At 73.6% G+C, this 19,326-nt stretch carries 13 protein-coding genes and 1 pseudogene; 11 read left to right on the top strand and 3 right to left on the bottom strand.

Annotated features, from left to right (window positions below):
• The first annotated feature begins 52 nt into the window (after window positions 1–52).
• A complete protein-coding gene (locus AB0G56_RS05385; RefSeq protein WP_360963965.1) occupies window positions 53–838 on the top strand; it encodes a TIGR04222 domain-containing membrane protein in 786 nt (261 codons plus the stop codon).
• Window positions 839–1,063: 225 nt separating this feature from the next.
• Window positions 1,064–2,730 (top strand): annotated as a pseudogene (locus AB0G56_RS05380) (alpha/beta hydrolase).
• A 10-nt stretch (window positions 2,731–2,740) separates the two neighbouring features.
• On the opposite strand, the gene hemQ reads toward AB0G56_RS05380, so the two are convergent.
• On the bottom strand, window positions 2,741–3,472 hold the full coding sequence (hemQ, locus tag AB0G56_RS05375) for a hydrogen peroxide-dependent heme synthase (protein ID WP_360963962.1): 732 nt from the start codon (window positions 3,470–3,472) through the stop codon (window positions 2,741–2,743).
• 4 nt (window positions 3,473–3,476) lie between these two features.
• Window positions 3,477–4,940 (bottom strand): protoporphyrinogen oxidase, encoded by a 1,464-nt coding sequence (hemG, locus tag AB0G56_RS05370; protein WP_360963959.1) that lies wholly within the window; start codon window positions 4,938–4,940, stop codon window positions 3,477–3,479.
• Window positions 4,941–5,100: 160 nt separating this feature from the next.
• On the opposite strand from hemG, the gene AB0G56_RS05365 reads away from it, so the two are divergent.
• The 4 genes from AB0G56_RS05365 to AB0G56_RS05350 all read left to right on the top strand — a co-directional run bounded on the left by AB0G56_RS05365 (window position 5,101) and on the right by AB0G56_RS05350 (window position 11,060).
• The gene (locus AB0G56_RS05365; RefSeq protein ID WP_360963956.1) at window positions 5,101–6,147 is read left to right on the top strand and encodes a DUF4349 domain-containing protein; all 1,047 of its coding nucleotides are present in this window, start codon (window positions 5,101–5,103) and stop codon (window positions 6,145–6,147) included.
• Window positions 6,148–6,220: 73 nt separating this feature from the next.
• Complete coding sequence (locus AB0G56_RS05360) at window positions 6,221–7,654, top strand: FAD-dependent oxidoreductase (protein WP_360963954.1); 1,434 nt, start codon at window positions 6,221–6,223, stop codon at window positions 7,652–7,654.
• A 37-nt stretch (window positions 7,655–7,691) separates the two neighbouring features.
• Window positions 7,692–8,510, top strand: a complete 819-nt coding sequence (locus AB0G56_RS05355) for a rhomboid family intramembrane serine protease (protein ID WP_360963951.1) — start codon at window positions 7,692–7,694, stop codon at window positions 8,508–8,510.
• Between the two features lie 210 nt (window positions 8,511–8,720).
• Complete coding sequence (locus AB0G56_RS05350; RefSeq protein WP_360963949.1) at window positions 8,721–11,060, top strand: glycosyl hydrolase family 18 protein; 2,340 nt, start codon at window positions 8,721–8,723, stop codon at window positions 11,058–11,060.
• Between the two features lie 93 nt (window positions 11,061–11,153).
• On the opposite strand, the gene hemE is transcribed toward AB0G56_RS05350, so the two are convergent.
• Window positions 11,154–12,224, bottom strand: coding sequence for a uroporphyrinogen decarboxylase (gene hemE / locus AB0G56_RS05345; RefSeq protein ID WP_360963946.1), 1,071 nt, complete (start codon window positions 12,222–12,224; stop codon window positions 11,154–11,156).
• Between the two features lie 125 nt (window positions 12,225–12,349).
• Here hemE and AB0G56_RS05340 point away from each other — a divergent pair, with 125 nt between their 5' ends.
• From AB0G56_RS05340 to AB0G56_RS05320, 5 genes are all read left to right on the top strand, one after another.
• Window positions 12,350–13,033: a DUF3000 domain-containing protein gene (locus tag AB0G56_RS05340; protein WP_360963943.1), complete on the top strand. Its 684-nt coding sequence runs from the start codon at window positions 12,350–12,352 to the stop codon at window positions 13,031–13,033.
• 379 nt (window positions 13,034–13,412) lie between these two features.
• Complete coding sequence (locus AB0G56_RS05335; RefSeq protein WP_018564425.1) at window positions 13,413–14,069, top strand: response regulator transcription factor; 657 nt, start codon at window positions 13,413–13,415, stop codon at window positions 14,067–14,069.
• Window positions 14,070–14,324: 255 nt separating this feature from the next.
• Window positions 14,325–15,626 carry a ribonuclease D gene (locus AB0G56_RS05330; protein ID WP_360963940.1) on the top strand — a complete coding sequence of 434 codons (1,302 nt, stop codon included), beginning with the start codon at window positions 14,325–14,327 and terminating at the stop codon, window positions 15,624–15,626.
• Between the two features lie 295 nt (window positions 15,627–15,921).
• Complete coding sequence (locus AB0G56_RS05325; protein WP_360963937.1) at window positions 15,922–17,151, top strand: acetyl-CoA C-acyltransferase; 1,230 nt, start codon at window positions 15,922–15,924, stop codon at window positions 17,149–17,151.
• Window positions 17,148–19,277 carry a 3-hydroxyacyl-CoA dehydrogenase NAD-binding domain-containing protein gene (locus AB0G56_RS05320; RefSeq protein WP_360963935.1) on the top strand — a complete coding sequence of 710 codons (2,130 nt, stop codon included), beginning with the start codon at window positions 17,148–17,150 and terminating at the stop codon, window positions 19,275–19,277. Before AB0G56_RS05325 ends, AB0G56_RS05320 begins: the two co-directional genes overlap by 4 nt.
• The last annotated feature ends 49 nt before the right edge of the window (window positions 19,278–19,326 follow it).

The raw sequence follows: 19,326 nt of genomic DNA, 5'->3' as shown, positions 1-19,326 counted from the left end.
GGAATGTGAACAAGGCATGGTGTTTCCCAGGCCCCTGGCATAGAAACTTGTCATGCTCTGGGTCCTTCTTCTCCTGCCGGCCTGGGCCCTCGCCGGTGCCGCGTGCGCACGGCTGTGCCTGGCCGCCGTGCGTGCGGCGGCCGTGGACACCCGGGACGCGGCCGTGGACGAGGATCACGACCTCACCCTCTACGAGGCGGCGTTCCTGTCCGGCGGCCCCTCCCGGGTCGCCGACGTCACCCTGGTCTCCATGGCCCGCCAACGTCGGCTGCTGCTCGCGCACACGGGCTGGGCCACCGTCGTCGATCCGCGCGGACGCGACGAGATGGAACGTTCCGTCATAGGGGCCATCGGCCCCGAAGGGCAGTCCCGCATCGCTCCGGTACGGACCGCCGCGGCCGCCGCCGACCCGGTGCGCAGCCTCGCCGACCGCCTGGTCAGCGCCGGCCTGGCCGTGCCGGAGGGCGAAGGTTCGGCGGTCGCGGCCGGGATGCGCCAGGTGCGGGCCGCCGCCCTGGCCGTGGCCGTGCTCGCCGTGACCGCGCTGCTGCTGCCCGGCCCGACCGGATTGCCGCGCACCCTGGTCGCCCTCTGGTTCCTGCTCCCCCTCGCCCTCACCCTGAGCTGCCTCGCGATAGCCCGGGTCGAGATCCACCCGTACTCCCGCTGGGCGTCCCCGGCCGGGCAGCGGCTCCTCGGCACGCTGGCCCGGCGGGCCCGCGGCACGGGCGACGAACGCACCTACCTCGCCTCCGTGGCGGTGCGGGGCATCCGTGCGATCGGCGAACCGGAGCTGCGCGCGGCCTTCGCCCACCGCGACCAGCCCTGGCGGGACTGACCGGCCGGCGCACACCGAGGCGCAGCACGCGGCAGCGGAGACACGGCGGCGGAGCACGCGGCGGCGGCGGCGCGCGGCGGCGGCGCACACCGAGGCCGCGCGCGCCGCCACTCGGGGGGCGCATCGGGCGCACCGGCGCCGACACCCGCCGCCCGGTGCTTGCCTTCGCCGGCGTGCGCCCGAAACATCCCTCGTGCCGCCGCCGTGCGCCGAAGGGATACGCCGATGAGAGCAGCCGCCGTGTGCACGGCCGCCGGGTCCTTGGTCCTGACCGCCCTCGCCGCCGCCCCCTCCGGCGGCGCGCCGCGGCCCGAGCTGCCGCCCGGCGGGGCGGCCGAGTTGCGCGGCACCGTCGTGGCCGCCGCGCGGGCCCGGGTGACCGGCATCGACTTCGGCGCGTGTCCGGGCGCGCGGGAGATGCCCGGTTCGCTGGAGTGCGGCACCGTGTCCGTGCCGCTCGACTACGCCCGTCCCGACGGCACGAAGATCCGGCTCGCCGTCAGCCGGGTGCGGGCCACCGGCAGGGACCCGCGCTCCGGCGGGCGCGCGGTGCCCCGTCAGGGCGCCCTCGTCTTCAACCCGGGTGGGCCCGGCGGTGACGGCATGTCGTTCCCGCTGGTGGGGCTGCTGCCCGAGTGGAAGCGGGTCGCGGCGGCCTACGACCTCGTCGGCTACGCCCCGCGCGGGGTGGGCCGTTCGGCGCCGCTGTCCTGCACGGACCCGAAGGGCTTCTTCAAGGCGCCGAGCCCGGCGCCGGCGTACCCCTCGGCGGCGTACAAGAAGAAGCGCGCCGCCGAGGCCCGGGCGTACGCCCGGGGGTGCGTCCGGCGCTCGGGCTCCCGCTTGCGCTTCTTCACCTCCCTCGCCAACGCCCGCGACCTGGAGGTGCTGCGCGCGGCGCTCGGCGAGGGCCGGCTGACGTTCATGGGCGCCTCCTACGGCACCTACTTCGGCGCGCTGTACGCGACGCTCTTCCCGGCGCACGTGCGCCGGATGGTCTTCGACTCGGCGGTGAACCCCGACCCGGCCCGGGTGTGGTACCTCGACAATCTCGACCAGTCCGCCGCGTTCGAGGCCCGGTGGGCGGACTTCAGGAGGTGGGTGGCCCGGCACGACGACGTGTACGGGCTCGGCCGTACGGCACAGGCGGTGCGCGCCGCCTGTGCCAAGGCGCGCACGCGGCTGGCCGCGCGACCGGCGGGCGGCACGGTGGGCCCCGGGCAGTTGCAGGGCGCGTTCCTCGGCACCGGGTACGACGACGGCTTCTGGCCACTGGCCGCAAACGCCCTGGCCGCGTATCTCAAGGGCGACGAGAAGCCCCTGGCGCGCTGGCCGCGCCGTACCGGGAGGGAGCGGCCGGGGCGGAGAACAGCGCGGCGGTCTACACGGCCGTGGAGTGCAACGACGCGCCCTGGCCCGCCGACTTCCGCGTGTGGGACCGGGACAACACCCGGCTCGCCCGGGTGGCGCCGTTCGAGACCTGGGCCAACGTGTGGGCGAACCTGCCGTGCGCCTCCTGGCCGGTGCCACGCCTCCGGCCCCTGGAGGTGCGGACCGCGCCGGGCGCGCTGCCGCCCACGCTGATCCTGGCCGCCGAGCGGGACGCGGCCACGCCGTACCGCGGGGCCGTGGAACTGCACCGGCGGCTGGCCGGTTCCGCACTGCTCACCGAGCGGGGCGCGGGCACGCACGGCATCGCCTACGGTCCGAACCGGTGCGTCAACGCGGCCGTGGACGCCTACCTGCTCCAGGGGCGTGCGGCGGGGCGCTCGGCGGGGTGCGCCGGGCGCCCGGAGCCGCGGCCGGACCGGCCGACCTTCCAGGAGACCCGTGAGCGGGAGCTGAGGGACGCCCTGAAGGGGAAGGACGACCGGCCGCCGGCCGGGAAGTGACCCTAAGGGATCAGGCGAGCCCGGCGACCAGGTCCGCCACGTCCTTGCGGCGGCCGGTGAAGAACGGCACCTCCTCGCGGACATGCCGGCGGGCCTCCGAGCCGCGCAGGTGGCGCATGAGGTCGACGATGCGGTGCAGTTCGTCCGCCTCGAAGGCGAGCACCCACTCGTAGTCGCCGAGCGAGAAGGAGGCGACCGTGTTCGCCCGCACGTCCGGGTAGCCGCGGGCCATCTTGCCGTGGTCGGCGAGCATGCGGCGGCGGTCCTCGTCGGCCAGCAGGTACCACTCGTAGGAGCGCACGAACGGATAGACGCTGACGTAGTTGCGCGGCGTCTCGTCGGCGAGGAACGCCGGGATGTGCGAGCGGTTGAACTCCGCGGGGCGGTGCAGCGCCATGTTCGACCACACCGGCTCCAGCGCGCGGCCGAGCCTCGTGCGGCGGAAGAGGTTGTACGCCTCCTGCAGCTGGTCGCTCGTCTCGGCGTGCCACCAGATCATGATGTCGGCGTCGGCGCGCAGCCCCGAGACGTCGTACGTGCCGCGGACGGTCACGTCCTTCGCGGCGAGCTGGTCGAACAGCTCCTGGACCTCGTCGGCGTAGCCCGCGCGGTCCTCGGGGAGCACGTCCTTCAGCTTGAAGACGGACCACAGCGTGTAACGGATGACCTCGTTGAGGTCCTTGGCCAGCTTGCCCTTGTTCGGGATCCTGCCGGAGTCGGTGGTGGAGGCGTCGTCACTCATGGGGCTATTCTCCCGCTCCCCCGTGCAGACTCTGCACCGGGTGGGCGGTGAGTTCCTGCACAGCGCGCAGGTCGCCCGCCAGCTGGTCCACGGCGGCGTAGGCGCTCGCGACGCACGCCGGGATGCCCACGCCGTCGTAGGCCGCGCCGCACACGGCGAGGCCCGGCAGCCCGGCGACGTGGTCGCGGACGCGGGCCACGCGCGCGTGGTGGCCGACGGGGTACTGGGGCAGACCGTCGGTCCAGCGGGTGACGCGGGTGCGCAGCGGCACGGCGTCCAGGCCGGTGGCCTCCCTCAGGTCGTGCCGGGAGAGGTCCACCAGCTCGAAGTCCTCGCGGCCCAGGATCTCCGTCTCGCCGTACCGCCCGACGGAGGTGCGCACCACCAGTACGTCCGGGTCCTGGCCGGCGATCCAGCCCCACTTGCGGGAGGCGAAGGTCGACGCCTTGATGGTGCGCCCGTCGACGGGGGGCACGAGGAACCCGCTGCCCTCGGGGAGCGCGGCGTCGCCGCGCCGGTAGGCGAGAGTGATCAGGGCCATCGAGGCGTACTCGACGGCCCGCAGCTCCGCCGCCGCCCCGGGGGACTCGGCGCCCAGCAGCCGGGCGGCGGCGGGCGCGGGGGTGGCGAGGACCACCGCGTCCGCGTGCAGGATCCGGTCCGCCGTGACCACGCGCCAGCCGCCGAGCGGCTCCCTGCGCAGCTCCGTCACGGGGGTGCCGGTGAGGATCTCGCCACCGCGTGCCCGCACCGACTCGGCGACCGCGAGCGGCAGGCTGCCGACCCCGCCCTCGATGCCCATGAAGACCGGTCCCGTCCGGCCGTTTCGCTGGGCCTCGGCCGCGGCGGCCTGGATGCCGCGGACCGCCTCGGTCAGGGAGGTGTGCGTCCGCGCGGCCTGGAAGAGCTGGGGAACGGCCGAGCGCATCGAGATGCGGTACGCGTCGCCCGCGTAGACGCCGCCGAGCAGCGGCTCGACCAGGCGGTCGACGACCTCGCGGCCCAGGCGCGCCGCGACGTACTCACCGACCGCCACGTCGTCGCCGACCTCGGTGCGGGGCAGGTCGGCGTCGCGCTCGATGCGGGCCAGGCCCTCGGCGGAGAGCACTCCGGTGAGCGCGGCGGCGGTGCCGGGGACACCCATCACGTGCCCCTTGGGCATCGGGCGCAGGGCGCCCCGGGTCCACAGGGAGGCGGTCGCGGTCGCGGGCGGCTGCAGCCGGTCCGCCAGGCCCACCTCGCGCGCGAGGTCCACGGCCTCGGGCCGGCGGGCCAGCATCGACTCGGCGCCCAGATCGACCCGGACACCCGCGATCTCGCCCGGCAGCAGCTTGCCGCCGACCCGGTCCGCCGCCTCCAGCACGGTCACCCGCGCGCCGCGCTCCAGCAGGCGGTGCGCGGCCGCCAGCCCCGCGATCCCGCCCCCTACGACGACGACCTGCCCCGTGCCCGTACCCGTTGCGCTCATGGCCCCCACTCTCTCAGACCCCACCGGCACTCCCGCCGGCCCCGGTGTCCGGGACGAGTCCGGACCGTGATCGCATCGGAACCGGTTTCCGGCAACGGGCCGGACCGCCCGCGAGTCGAACAGGCGTCAGAGTTGGCCACGACTCCCGGGGGTACGCGACATGCGCGCACGGTGTTCTGTCCGCTCCACTTCGGCCCTGGCCGGGCTGCTGCTCGCGACGGCCCTCGCACTCGCCGGGTGCAGCGGCGCGGGCGACTCCGGTGGCAGCTCGTCCGACAAGGCCGCCGGGAGCGGGGCGCAACGGGGTGCTCCCGCCACGGGGAACGCCGGCGGCAGCGGGTACGGCGGCAGCGCCGCCGCGTCCGGGGCCGGGGCCGGCACGGCGCCGAAGGTCACGGCGAGCCACATCGTCCGCACCGCCTCGGTGAGCGTGGAGGTCACGGATGTGGCGAAGGCCCTCGCCGCCGCCCGCACGGCCGCCGGGAACGCGGGCGGCTACGTCGGCGACGAGAGCACCACGCGCGACGCGGAGGGCCGCGAGCGGACCCGGGTCGTGCTGCGCGTGCCCGCCGGGAAGTACGACGAGGTCCTCACCGGCCTGGAGGGCACCGGCAGGCTCGTCGAACGCTCGGCGAAAGCGGAGGACGTCACCGGCCAGGTCGTCGACGTCGACAGCCGCATCAAGTCGCAGCGCGCCAGCGTGGCCCGGGTCCGCGCCCTGATGGACAAGGCCGCAAGCCTCGGCGACGTCGTCTCCCTGGAGAGCGAGCTGAGCCGCCGCGAGGCCGATCTGGAGGCGCTGCTCGCCCAGCAGGCGTCACTGAGGGACCGTACGAGCCTGGCCACCATCACCCTGTCGCTGGCCGCGGCGCCCGCGCCGCAGGAGAAGGCCGCCGACGACGATCCAGGGTTCCTGGACGCCCTGGCGGGCGGCTGGCACGTGTTCGTGACCATGGTCCGCTGGGTCGCCCTGGCACTGGGCGCGGTCCTCCCCTTCGCCGCCGCGGCGGCGCTCCTCGCCCTGGCGTGGCTGCGCCTCGTACGCCCCCGGCTCCCGCACCGGGCCACCGCCGCACCGGCGATGACCGCACTGGGACCGCTCGGACGGGCGGCGCCCGACACCGCGACCGGAAGCGGAACCACAACCGGAACCGGAACCGGAACCACCGAGGGCTCCGGCGAGACGCCGGACGGCGAATCCCGGTGAGGCGGTGAGCCGGTGCGCCGGTGAGCCGGGCCACCGCGACCGCCCCGGTCCCGGTCGGCCGTAGCGTGTGGGCATGACCATGAGCAAGAGCACCGGTACGGACACGGGCGGTGCGCGCACGGCGCGCCGGGGGCGGGAACGACTGGTCGTGATCGGCGGGGACGCCACGGGGATGTCCGCGGCGTCCCAGGCACGCCGCCTGCGCGGACCCGGCGAACTGGAGATCGTGGCGTTCGAACGCGGCCACTTCAGTTCGTACTCGGCGTGCGGGATCCCCTACTGGGTGGGCGGTGACGTCGGGGACCGGGACCGGTTGATCGCCCGCACGCCCGAGGAGCACCGCGCGCGGGACATCGACCTGCGGATGCGTACCGAGGTCACGGAGATCGACGTGGCGGCGGGCCGCGTCCGCGCGCGGGACGTCGATTCGGGGGCGGAGTCCTGGACGTCGTACGACAAGCTCGTGATCGCGACCGGGGCCCGCCCGGTCCGCCCCGAGATGCCCGGTGTCGACGCGCCCGGCGTGTACGGCGTGCAGACGCTGGACGACGGGGAGGAACTGCTCGCCGGGCTGGCACGCGCGCGTGGCCGCAGGGCGGTGGTGGTCGGGGCGGGCTACATCGGCGTGGAGATGGCCGAGGCCCTGATCAAACGCGGCTACGAGGTGAGCGTCGTCAACCGCGGCCAGGAGCCCATGTCCACCCTGGACCCGGACATGGGCCGGCTGGTGCACGAAGCCATGACGGGGCTCGGGATCACCATGGTCGGCGGCGCCGAGGTGACCAAGGTGCTGACGGGGACGGACAGCCGGGTGCGGGCCGTGGCCACGACGTCGGCCGAGTACCCGGCGGACGTGGTGGTGCTGGGCATCGGCGTCCGCCCGCAGACCTCGCTCGCGCGGGCGGCGGGGCTGCCGCTCGGCGCGCACGGCGGGCTGCTCACGGACCGCGCGATGCGGGTGCGCGGGCACGAGAACATCTGGGCGGGCGGCGACTGCGTCGAGGTCCTCGACCTGGTGTCCGGGCAGCACCGGCACGTGCCGCTCGGCACCCACGCCAACAAGCACGGCCAGGTCATCGGCACCAACGCCGGCGGCGGATACGCCACCTTCCCGGGCGTCGTCGGCACGGCGGTGAGCAAGGTGTGCGACCTGGAGATCGCGCGGACCGGGCTGCGGGAACGGGACGCCCGGCGGGTCGGGCTCCGGTTCGAGACGGTCACCGTCGAGTCGACGAGCCGGGCGGGCTACTACCCGGGGGCCTCGCCGATGACGGTGAAGATGCTCGCCGAGCACCGCACCGGCCGTCTCCTGGGCGTCCAGATCGTGGGCCGGGAGGGCGCCGCCAAACGGGTCGACATCGCGGCGGTGGCGCTCACGGCCGGGCTGACGGTGGAGCAGATGACAGCCCTGGACCTGGGCTACGCGCCGCCGTTCTCCCCGGTGTGGGACCCGGTGCTCGTGGCCGCCCGCAAGGCGGCGGCCAAGGTCGCCGGGGCACGGACGTAGGCCGGTTCGCCCGGCACATCCAGGGCACTACTTCCCTGTGGTGATCCCCGTCCATGACGTGAACCCGGTGCGGCGCACCCCCTGGGTGACGTACGCCCTGATCGTCGCGAACGTCGTCGTGTTCCTGGCCACGCCCGGCGTCTCCGGTTCCGTGACCGGGAGCAGCACGCTCGCGCAGCTGTGCCACGCGCAGGCCTTCACGGAGCACTGGGCGCTGGTCCCGCGCGAGCTGATCCACCACCGGATGCCGTCGCTGGTGCCGACGGGCGCGGTGGGCGTGGGGGTGCACGGACCGGGCTGCGTGCTGGGGCCGCCGGCGTACGGCAAGTCCCCCGTGCTCTCGGTCCTCACCGCGATGTTCCTGCACGGCAGCTGGCTGCACCTGCTGGGGAACATGCTGTTCCTGTTCATCTTCGGCAACAACGTCGAGGACCGGATGGGGCACCTGCGTTTCGCCCTGTTCTACGTCGTCTGCGGGTACGCCGCCGGGTACGGTTTCGCGCTGCTCGACGCGGACTCGGGGCAGCCGCTGATCGGGGCGTCGGGGGCGATCGCCGGGGTCCTCGGCGCCTATCTGGTGCTGTATCCCAGAGCCCGGGTCTGGGTCCTCGTGCCGTTCCTGATCTTCCTGCCGCTGCGTCTGCCGGCCTGGATCGTGCTGGGGTTCTGGTTCGTGCTCCAGGCGTTCTACTCCGCGGGCGAGGGCGTCTTCGACGCGGGCACGGTGGCGTACGCCGCCCATGTGGTCGGCTTCGTCGTGGGCATGCTGATCGCGCTGCCGTTGCGCCCCGGCACCCCGCCGCCGCCGAAACCGCGGGGCCTGGTGTTCGGCCGGCGGGCCCGCCCGGGGTGGTGAGCGCCGCCGGGCCGGCCCGCGGCCCGGCGGTGGCCGACCGGACCTGTTGACTCATTGGTCCAGACCTTCTACGTTGTGGGCGCCTGCCCGAAGCGGCACGGCCGTGCCCCGGCCCGCCCCGCGCACCGGCCTGCCTTCGTCCGGGCACACGCATGCGCACGCGCACGGTTCACCTCACCCCTGTACCACCCCACCACCGCAGGGAGAGCCATGTTCCACAGGCGCAGACCACTTCTCGGCGCGGGAACACCGCGCACCCGCCACCGTCGCGGCCCCGCCCGGCTGCGGCGGCGGATCGCCGCCGTGGGGGCCGCGCTGCTGCTGCCCGTCGCGGCGCTCACCGCCCTCGCCTCGCCCGCCCACGCGGCCGGCACCCTGACGGCGACCTTCAGCACCCAGGACAACGGCTCCTGGTGGAAGGGGACGTACATCGTCCACAACAACGGTACGGCGGCCGTCAGCGGCTGGACCCTGGAGTTCGACCTGCCGGCCGGGGTGTCCCTGAGCGGCAACTACAACGGCGACGCGACCGTCTCCGGACGGCACGTGAGCGTCAAGAACGCCTTCTACAACGCGAACGTCCCGGCCGGTGGCAGCACCGAGCCGTACAGCTACTGGTTCACGGCGACCGGCACGGCCGGCGCCCCCACGGGCTGCACGGTCAAGGGCGACAAGTGCGACGGCACCCCCGACGTCCCGCCGACCGCCCCAGGGGCCCCGAAGGCGACGGCCGTCACGGCGCACTCGGTGGCGCTGAGCTGGGCCGCGGCCCAGCCCGGCGATCACACCGTGGCCTCCTACGAGGTGCTCAGCGGTACGGACACCGTCGCGACCGTGACCGGCACCGCGGCGACGGTCACCGGCCTGACGCCCGCGACGGGTTACACCTTCACCGTGCGGGCCGAGGACACCCGCGGGAACACCGGGCCGGCCAGTGCGCCGCTTACCGTCAAGACGGTCGACCCGGCCACCGACCCGACTCCGCCGACCGCGCCGGGCAGCCTGCGCTCCACCGGCAAGACCTCCTCCAGCGTCAGCCTGGCCTGGGACAGGTCCACCGACAACGTGGGCGTGGCCGCCTACGACGTCTACCGCGGTGCCACGCTGGCGAAGTCGGTCGGCGCGGACACCACGTCGGCCACGGTGGACGGGCTCTCCCCGGCCACCGCCTACACCTTCACCGTCAAGGCCCGCGACACCGCCGACAACCCCTCGCCCGCCTCGAACGCGCTGAACGTCACCACCGACGACGTCGCCGGGCAGGGCAAGCAGCTCAAGGTGGGCTACTTCGTGCAGTGGGGCATCTACGGGCGCCAGTACTTCGTGAAGAATCTGGACACCTCCGGCGCCGCGGCCAAGCTGGACGTCGTCAACTACGCCTTCGAGAACCTCGATTCGAAGGACCTCACCTGCAAGGCCGGCGTGACCAAGGGCACCTCCACCGACCCGGAGGACCCGGACCAGGGCACCGACGCGGGCGACGCGGACGCCGACTACGCGCGGCCCATGTCCGCCGACCAGTCGGTCGACGGGGTCGCCGACGACGGCTGGGGCAAACTGCGCGGCAACCTCAACCAGCTGAAGAAGCTCAAGGCCAAGTACCCGAAGCTCAAGGTCGTCGCGTCGATCGGCGGCTGGACGTACTCGAAGTTCTTCTCCGACGCCGCCGCCACGCAGGCCTCCCGGGAGAAGTTCGTCAAGTCCTGCATCGACGTGTGGATCAAGGGCGACCTGCCGGTCTACAACGGCGCGGGCGGGCCGGGCACCGCGGCCGGCATCTTCGACGGCTTCGACATCGACTGGGAGTGGCCGGGCTCCGAGGGCCACCCGGGCAACCACTACGGCACCCAGGACAAGGACAACCTGACCGCACTGCTCGCCGAGTTCCGCAAGCAGCTCGACGCGCTCGGCGGCGAGCACCGGCTGCTGACCGCGTTCACCCCGGCCGACCCGGCGAAGATCTCCGCCGGCTGGGACCTGAAGCGGATCTTCGACTCCCTCGACTACGCCGACGTGCAGGGGTACGACTTCCACGGCTCGGGCAGCGACAACTCCTGGGAGCCGAAGCGCACCGGTGACGCGTCCAACCTGTACGCCGACGCCCAGGACCCGTACCCGTTCCACTTCAGCATCGAGAACGCGATCCAGGCGTATCTCGACGCGGGGGCCGACCCGCGCAAGCTGACGGTGGGCTTCCCGTTCTACGGGCGCGGCTGGCAGGGCGTCACGGACGGCGGCGCCGCCGGTGAGTGGCAGGACGCGAACGGCGCCGCACCCGGCCAGTTCGACACCGAGGCCGGCGTGCGCGGCTACAACAACCTGATCACCAGTTATCCGTCGATGACGGTCCACCACGACGAGCAGTCGGTGTCGACGTCCGGCTACACCGGGGCGAACGGCCAGTGGTGGTCCTTCGACGACGCCTGGTCGATCGGGAAGAAGACGGCCTGGATCAAGTCCAAGGGGCTGCTGGGCGGCTTCGTGTGGGAGATGTCCGGCGACACGCCCGGCGGTCAGCTGATGACCGCGCTGGACGGCGGACTGAAGTAGCGCGGCGCGGCCCGGGATCCTCCGGGCCGCGGTGGACTCCCGGGCGGGCGGCCGGCGGACCGCCCGCCCGGGTCGCCGTCGCGGCCCGCCGCCTCAGCGGGCGGTGTGCGTGTGCACGTACTCCGCGAGCCGGGTCAGCGCGTCCGGGTCGGTGGACGGCATGACCCCGTGGCCGAGGTTGAAGACGTGGCCCTCCAGGCCCGCGGCGGACTCCAGCACCTCGCGGGCCTTGGTCTCGACGGCCTCGCGGCCGGCGAACAGCACGGTCGGGTCGAGGTTGCCCTGGAGCGCCTTGCCGGGGCCGACCCGGCGGGCGGCCTCGTCCAGCGGGACGCGCCAGTCGACGCCGACGACGTCCGCGCCGGCCTCGCCCATCAGGCCCAGCAGTTCGCCGGTGCCGACCCCGAAGTGGAGGCGCGGGACGCCGTACCCGGCGACGGCCTCGAAGACCTTCGCGGAGGCGGGCAGCACCGAGCGGCGGTAGTCGGCGGGGGCCAGCGCCCCGGCCCAGGAGTCGAAGAGCTGCACGGCGCTCGCGCCGGCCTCGATCTGCACCTTCAGGAAGGCGCCCGTGATGGCGGCGAGCCGGTCCAGCAGGTCGGCCCACAGCTCGGGGTCGCCGTACATCATGGCCTTGGCGTTCTCGTACGTGCGGGAGGGGCCGCCCTCCACGAGGTAGCTCGCGAGGGTGAACGGCGCCCCGGCGAAGCCGATCAGCGGCGTGGCGCCCAGCTCGCGGGTGAGCAGGCCGATCGCCTCGGTGACGTAGGAGACGTCCTCGGGGGTCAGGTCGCGCAGCCGGGCCAGGTCCTCGCGGGTGCGGACCGGGCGCTCGACGACCGGGCCCACGCCCGGCTTGATGTCGAGGTCGACGCCGATGGCCTTCAGCGGTACGACGATGTCGCTGAAGTAGATCGCCGCGTCCACGTCGTGCCGGCGCACCGGCTGGAGGGTGATCTCGGTGATCAGGTCGGGCCGCGTGCAGGAGTCCAGCATGCCGATGCCCTCGCGCACCTTGCGGTACTCCGGCAGGGAGCGCCCGGCCTGCCGCATGAACCACACGGGGGTGTGCGGCACCGGTTCGCGGCGGCACGCCCTGAGGAAGGCGGAGTCGTAGGTGGCCGTCGGCGGGCGGTGGCTGGCGGGCGTCTCGTTGGCACTCACGGGGGCAAGTCTCGCACGGCGCCGGGGGCGCACGGGCGGCGGTGCGCGGCCCCCGGACGGCGCTCCTGCCTGCGGCGGGGTGTCTTGCCCTGCACAAAGGCCCGCTTCCCCTTAATCTTCCCGGCATGGCTGCGGCTCAGGGACGACTGTCGGACGGCGCTGGCGGAATGGACGACGCGAAGGAGGCGAAGGAGGGGGACGGGAGTGCGGGCAGGGCGGATCAGGTCCCGTTGCCCTTCGGGGCCGCCGTCGACGCGCTGAGAGCCGCGCGGCTGCGGCCGCAGGTGGAGATCGAGCAGGTACCGCCGCCGCAGCGGCTGGCTCCGTACGCGTACGCCCTGGAGGCCACGGTCGTCGACGGTGAGCAGGACCTCGCCGACGGGCGTCTGGTGCTGCTGCACGACCCGGCGGGGCACGACGCGTGGCGGGGCACGTTCCGGCTGGTGACCCTGGTCCGGGCGGAGCTGGAGCCGGAGATGGCCGCCGATCCGCTGCTGCCGGAGGTGTGCTGGTCCTGGCTGACCGGGGCGCTGCAGGCGCGCGGTCTGACGTACGGCGAGGCGAGCGGGACCGTCACGCGCGCCGGTTCGCACTACTTCGGCGGGCTCTCCGCGCGCCCGCCGGCCTCGCAGATCGAGATCCGTGCCTCCTGGACGCCGCGCGAGGGTCTGGGCGGGGTGCCGGACACGGGGGCGCACCTGGCCTCCTGGTGCGATCTGCTGGCGCAGGTGGCGGGTCTGCCGCCGGCCGGGCCGGGGGACGCGTCCGTGGTGACGCTGCCGCAGCGCCGCGGCCCGCAGTCACGCTGAGTCATACCGGCCGACGACCGACGCGTCTCTCCCCCCGCCTCCTCCCCCTTCTTCTCCGGCCGGCCCGGGCGGTGCTCCGCCCGGGCCGGCCGCTGTCGTGCGCCCGCTCCCGCCCGTCTTACCGATCCCTTGCCGTGTCTTTGTCGATACGGCCACTTTCGGGCAGGTAGCGACCCCGAACGGGCCCGAGTGAACCGATTCGACCTTCGGATGATCGACAGTGTGTCCGAATTGCACGCATTGTTACTCACCAGATCGTGATCATTCTCTAAAGGACCACGGGTTTGATGCCGAAGACGACTGTGACCTAGCAAGCACGGTTCGTACCGGCTTCCTCCCCACAAGCCGGCCCCGTCCCCCCCCACCCCCAGGAGGCCTGGTGTCCGTTCTCCTCGAGCAGCCCGCAAGCCTGGTCGCCTACCGCCCGAACAAGCCGACCGCCATGGTCGTCGTGGCGGACCCGCGCGTCCGTTCCACCGTCACCCGTCACCTGTGGGCGCTCGGAGTCCGTGACGTCATCGAGGCGTCGTCCGTCGCGGAGGCCCGCCCGCGCATCGGCAACCCGCGCGACATCTGCGTCGCCGACGTGCACCTGCCCGACGGCTCCGGACTCACCCTGCTGTCCGAGACCCGTGCCGCCGGCTGGCCCAACGGCCTGGCCCTGTCCGCCGCCGACGACATCGGCGCCGTCCGCAACGCCCTCGCCGGCGGCGTCAAGGGCTACGTCGTCACCGGCACCCGCACCAACCTCGGACTCCCCACCCGTCCGGGCGCCGCCCCCATCGGCGCCGCCCGGCTGCACCGCCGTCCCCCGGGTGCCCCGAGCCACCCGGGCGGCTACCGCGAGCTGTCCGGGCGCGAGGTCGAGGTGCTGCGGCTGGTCGCCGAAGGACAGTCGAACAAGGCGATCGGCGTCTCGATGGGCCTGTCCGCGCTGACCGTCAAGAGCCACCTCGCCCGCATCGCCCGCAAACTCGGCACCGGCGACCGCGCCGGGATGGTCGCCGTGGCCCTGCGCACCGGCATCATCCACTGACATCGACCGCACACCGGCCGCCGCCGCTCCCCCGATCGGCCGCCGCCCGTCACTCCACCGCCCGCCTCCTTCCGTCCGCCGTCCCTCCGCCCGGTTCACCGTCCGCCCGTGCCCCGTCCCCCCGAGGCACCGGCCCCTGCCCGGTACCGGCCGTGAACCGGACGTGTCCTCGACCTGACCGGTTCACGACCCCCGGCGCCCGCCGACGGAACGTTCCGTCGGCGGGCGCCGTCCATCCACCGATACCCTTGACAGGTGACCGACGCCCAAGAAACCGCAGCAGACAGCCCACTGCGCACCACCGGAGGCGCCCCTCCGGACGACGGCGGAACTTCTGACACGGGGGCGCCGATCCCGTTGCTCGAACCGCGCGAGGGCATTCCGCCCGTGATCACCGACCCGGAGGCGCTCGCGGAGGTGGTCGCCGCCTTCGCCGCCGGCTCCGGACCCCTCGCCGTCGATGCCGAGCGCGCCTCCGGCTACCGCTACGGCCAGCGCGCCTACCTGGTGCAGCTGCGCCGCCAGGGGGCGGGGACCGCGCTGATCGACCCCGTGGGCTGCCCCGACCTGTCCGGCCTCGGCGAGGCACTGAGCGGCGTCGAGTGGGTGCTGCACGCGGCGACGCAGGACCTGCCGTGCCTGCGCGAGATAGGCATGGTCCCCACCCGCCTGTTCGACACCGAGCTGGCCGGCCGCCTCGCCGGTTTCCCGCGCGTCGGCCTCGGCGCGATGGTCGAGAACGTGCTCGGGTTCGTCCTGGAGAAGGGCCACTCCGCCGTCGACTGGTCCACCCGGCCGCTGCCCGAACCCTGGCTGCGCTACGCGGCCCTCGACGTGGAACTCCTCGTCGACCTGCGCGACGCGCTGGAGAAGGAGCTGGACCGGCAGGGCAAGCTCGACTGGGCGTTGCAGGAGTTCGACGCCATCGCCTCCGCGCCGCCGCCCGAGCCCCGCAAGGACCCCTGGCGGCGCACCTCCGGCATGCACAAGGTGCGGCGCAGGCGGCAGCTCGCCGTCGTGCGGGAGCTGTGGCAGACCCGGGACCGGATCGCCCAGCGGCGCGACGTCTCGCCCGGCAAGGTGCTCTCGGACGCCGCCATCGTGCAGGCCGCGCTCGCGCTGCCGCCCAACGTGCACGCCCTCGCCGCGCTGAACGGCTTCGGGCACCGCACGAGCCGGCGCCAGCTGGAGCAGTGGCAGACCGCGGTGGACCGGGCCAGGGCGCTGCCCGAGTCGGCGCTGCCGCAGCAGGGCCAGGCGGTCGCCGGTCCCCCGCCGCCGCGGGCGTGGGCCGACAAGGACCCGGCGGCGGCGCAGCGGCTCTCGGCCGCCCGCACGGCGGTCACCGCGCTCGCCGAACAGCTCAACCTGCCCCAGGAGAACCTGGTCGCGCCGGACGCGGTGCGGCGGCTGTGCTGGGAGCCGCCGAAGCCGGCCGATCCCGCCGCCGTCGGCGCCGCCCTCGCCGGGTACGGCGCCCGGCCGTGGCAGGTGGAGCAGGCGACGCCGGCCCTGGTCGCCGCGTTGGCCGGCTGCGAGGGCGCCCAGGCGCAGTAGGGGCGTGTGCCGGGCGGCGGCTGCGGGTGCGTGGGGGTGCCCGCGCAGTTCCCCGCGCGCGTGTGCCGGGCGGCTGCCGCGTGTGCGTGGGGGTGCCCGCGCAGTTCCCCGTGCCCCTTTCCGTGGCGCGTGCGGCGCCCGTGCTGTTTTTCGCGGGGCCCTTCGGGTGTGACGTTCGCCGCTTGGGGCGGGGGGGCTGGGCAGTCACATTACCCGCGAGTAGCATGAGCGCTGAGCGCGCGCTCAGCGCCGCGCGCCGCAGCAGTGCCATCCCGCACCCTGGAGGAGAGCCATCGTGCCTCGTACCGTCAGGGACGTCGTCTTCGTCGACGGCGTCCGCACCCCGTTCGGCAAGGCGGGCCCGAAGGGCATCTACCACGAGACCCGCGCCGACGACCTCGTCGTGAAGGCGATCCGGGAGCTGCTGCGCCGCAACCCCGGTCTCGACCCGAAGCAGGTCGACGAGGTCGCCATCGCCGCGACCACGCAGATCGGCGACCAGGGCCTGACCATCGGCCGCACGGCCGGCATCCTCGCGGGCCTGCCCACCTCGGTCCCCGGCTACTCGATCGACCGCATGTGCGCGGGTGCGCTGACCGCCGTGACCACGGTGGCCGGCTCCGTCGCCTTCGGCGCGTACGACGTCGCCATCGCGGGCGGTGTCGAGCACATGGGCCGCCACCCGATGGGCGAGGGCGTCGACCCGAACCCGCGGTTCGTCAGCGAGAAGCTGGTCGACGAGTCGGCCCTGTTCATGGGCATGACCGCGGAGAACCTGCACGACCGCTACCCGCAGATCACCAAGGTGCGCGCCGACGAGTACGCGGTCCGCTCGCAGGAGAAGGCCGCCAAGGCCTACGCGAACGGCAAGATCCAGGCCGACCTGGTCCCGATCTCCGTGCGCCGCACCACGCCCGAGGGCGGCGAGAGGGGCTGGGGGCTGGTCACGGCCGACGAGCCGATGCGTCCGGGCACCACCATGGAGAACCTGGCGGGCCTCAAGACGCCGTTCCGGGTGCACGGCCGGGTCACCGCGGGCAACGCGGCCGGTCTGAACGACGGCGCCACCGCCTCCGTGATCGCGAGCGAGGAGTTCGCCCGCGAGAACGGCCTGCCCGTCAAGATGCGCCTGGTCTCCTACGCCTTCGCCGGCGTGGAGCCCGAGGTCATGGGCTACGGCCCGATCCCGGCGACGGAGAAGGCGCTGGCCAAGGCCGGCCTGTCCATCTCCGACATCGGCCTGTTCGAGATCAACGAGGCCTTCGCCGTGCAGGTGCTGGCCTTCCTCGACCACTACGGCATCGCGGACGACGACGAGCGCGTCAACCAGTACGGCGGCGCCATCGCCTTCGGTCACCCGCTGGCCTCCTCCGGTGTCCGGCTGATGACGCAGCTGGCCCGCCAGTTCGAGGAGCAGCCGCACGTCCGCTACGGCCTGACCACCATGTGCGTCGGCTTCGGCATGGGCGCGACGGTCGTCTGGGAGAACCCGCACTTCGAGAGCGCTGCCGGAGGCGACAAGTGAGCACCACCGCTGAACTCCTGAAGGGCGCGGCCGAGCTGTTCCCCGACGAGGTCGTCACGCAGGCGCACGTGCGCCACTTCGACCTGCCCTTCGGCGCCGGGCGCTTCGCGCTCATCACCCTGGACAACGGCCTGGACCACACCAAGCCGACCACCTTCGGACCGGCCTCGCTCGCGAACCTGAACACCGCGATCGACCAGGTCGAGAAGGAGGCGGCGGACGGCGCGATCGTCGGCGTCGGCGTCACCGGCAAGCCGTTCATCCTCGCGGTCGGCGCGGACCTGAAGGGTGTGGAGCTGCTCAAGCAGCACGACCACGCGCTGGCCATCGGCAAGGGCGGCCACGAGGTCTTCAAGCGGCTCTCGAAGCTCGCCGTGCCCACCTTCGCGTACTACAACGGCGCGGCGATGGGCGGCGGCGTCGAGGTCGGCCTGCACTGCACCTACCGCACGGTGTCCGCCTCCCTCCCGGCGTTCTCGCTGCCCGAGGTCTTCCTCGGCCTCGTCCCCGGCTGGGGCGGCTGCACCCTGCTGCCGAACCTGATCGGCGCCGACAACGCCGTCACCGTGATCATCGAGAACAGCCTCAATCAGAACCGCCAGCTCAAGGGCGTGCAGGTCTACGAACTCGGCATCGCGGACGCGCTGTTCGAGGGCGCGGACTTCCTGGAGCAGTCGCTGCTCTGGACGGCGTCCGTCCTCAAGGGCGAGATCGCCGTGGAGCGCCCGGCACTCGACCGCGGCGAGGGCTGGGACCAGGCCGTCGCGCGCGGCCGGTTCATCGCCGACTCCAAGGTGCACGGCGCGGCCCCGGCCGCCTACCGCGCCCTGGACATCATCGCCGCCGCCAAGGACGGCGACCTCCAGGCCGGTTACGACGCCGAGGACCAGGCCCTGGCGGACCTGATCATGGGCGGCGAACTGCGCGCCGGGATCTACTCGTTCAACCTGGTGCAGAAGCGCGGCAAGCGCCCCGCGGGCGCCCCGGACAAGAACCTGGCCCGCCCGGTCACCAAGGTCGGCGTGGTGGGCGCGGGCCTGATGGCCAGCCAGCTCGCCCTGCTCTTCCTGCGCCGCCTCGAAGTGCCCGTCGTCCTCACCGACATCGACCAGGAGCGCATCGACAAGGGTGTGGGCTACGTCCACGCCGAGATCGACAAGCTGCTGGGCAAGGGCCGGATCGGCCAGGACAAGGCCAACCGCCTCAAGGCGCTGGTCACCGGTGTCCTGGACAAGGCCGAGGGCTTCGCGGACGCGGACTTCGTCATCGAGGCCGTGTTCGAGGACATGGGCGTCAAGCAGCAGGTGTTCGCGGAGGTCGAGGCGGTCGCCCCGGCACACGCGATCCTCGCCACCAACACCTCCTCCCTCTCGGTGACGGAGATGGCGTCGAAGCTGAAGCACCCGGAGCGGGTCGTCGGCTTCCACTTCTTCAACCCGGTCGCGATCCTGCCGCTCCTCGAGATCGTCCGCGGCGAGAAGACGGACGACGCGTCGCTGGCGACGGCGTTCGCGGTGGCCAGGAAGCTGAAGAAGACCGCGGTCCTGGTCAAGGACGCCCCGGCGTTCGTGGTGAACCGGATCCTGACCCGCTTCATGGGCGAGATCCAGAACGTCATCGACGAGGGCACCCCGGTCGAGGTCGCCGAGAAGGCGGTCGAGCCGCTGGGCCTGCCGATGTCCCCGCTGGTGCTGCTCGAACTGGTCGGCCCGGCGATCGGCCTGCACGTCTCGGAGACCCTCAACAGGGCGTTCCCGGAGCGCTTCACGGTCTCCCCGAACCTGAAGGCGGTCGTCGAGGCCGGCAAGCGCGGCTTCTACGTCTACGACAGCGGCAAGCCCGAGCTGGACCCGGAGGTCGCCGCGCTGCTCGAACAGGGCGACACCGTCCTGACCGGGGAGCAGGTACGGGCCCGGGTGCTGGACGCGGTCGCGCAGGAGATCGGGCTCATGCTGGAGGAGGGCGTCGTCGCCGAGGCCCAGGACATCGACCTGTGCCTGATCACCGGCGCGGGCTGGCCCTTCCACCTGGGCGGCATCACGCCGTACCTGGACCGTGAGGGCGTCAGCGAGCGCGTCAACGGCAAGCGGTTCCTGGCGCCGGGCGTGGCGTCGGTCCCGGCATAGCGCACGGACGCCTTTGTGCGCCCGGCCGCGGCCGGGCGCTGAGCCGGAC

Source organism: Streptomyces sp. NPDC021356 (genome assembly GCF_040641015.1).
Taxonomy (GTDB): Bacteria; Actinomycetota; Actinomycetes; order Streptomycetales; family Streptomycetaceae; genus Streptomyces.
This window is presented reverse-complemented; position numbering and strand designations above follow the sequence as displayed.

Coding starts and splice junctions, on each gene's coding strand:
- AB0G56_RS05385 (WP_360963965.1), top strand. CDS start 53: ATGCTCTGGGTCCTTCTTCTCCTGCCGGCCTGGGCCCTCGCCGGTGCC.
- hemQ (WP_360963962.1), bottom strand. CDS start 3,472: ATGAGTGACGACGCCTCCACCACCGACTCCGGCAGGATCCCGAACAAG.
- hemG (WP_360963959.1), bottom strand. CDS start 4,940: ATGAGCGCAACGGGTACGGGCACGGGGCAGGTCGTCGTCGTAGGGGGC.
- AB0G56_RS05365 (WP_360963956.1), top strand. CDS start 5,101: ATGCGCGCACGGTGTTCTGTCCGCTCCACTTCGGCCCTGGCCGGGCTG.
- AB0G56_RS05360 (WP_360963954.1), top strand. CDS start 6,221: ATGACCATGAGCAAGAGCACCGGTACGGACACGGGCGGTGCGCGCACG.
- AB0G56_RS05350 (WP_360963949.1), top strand. CDS start 8,721: ATGTTCCACAGGCGCAGACCACTTCTCGGCGCGGGAACACCGCGCACC.
- AB0G56_RS05340 (WP_360963943.1), top strand. CDS start 12,350: ATGGCTGCGGCTCAGGGACGACTGTCGGACGGCGCTGGCGGAATGGAC.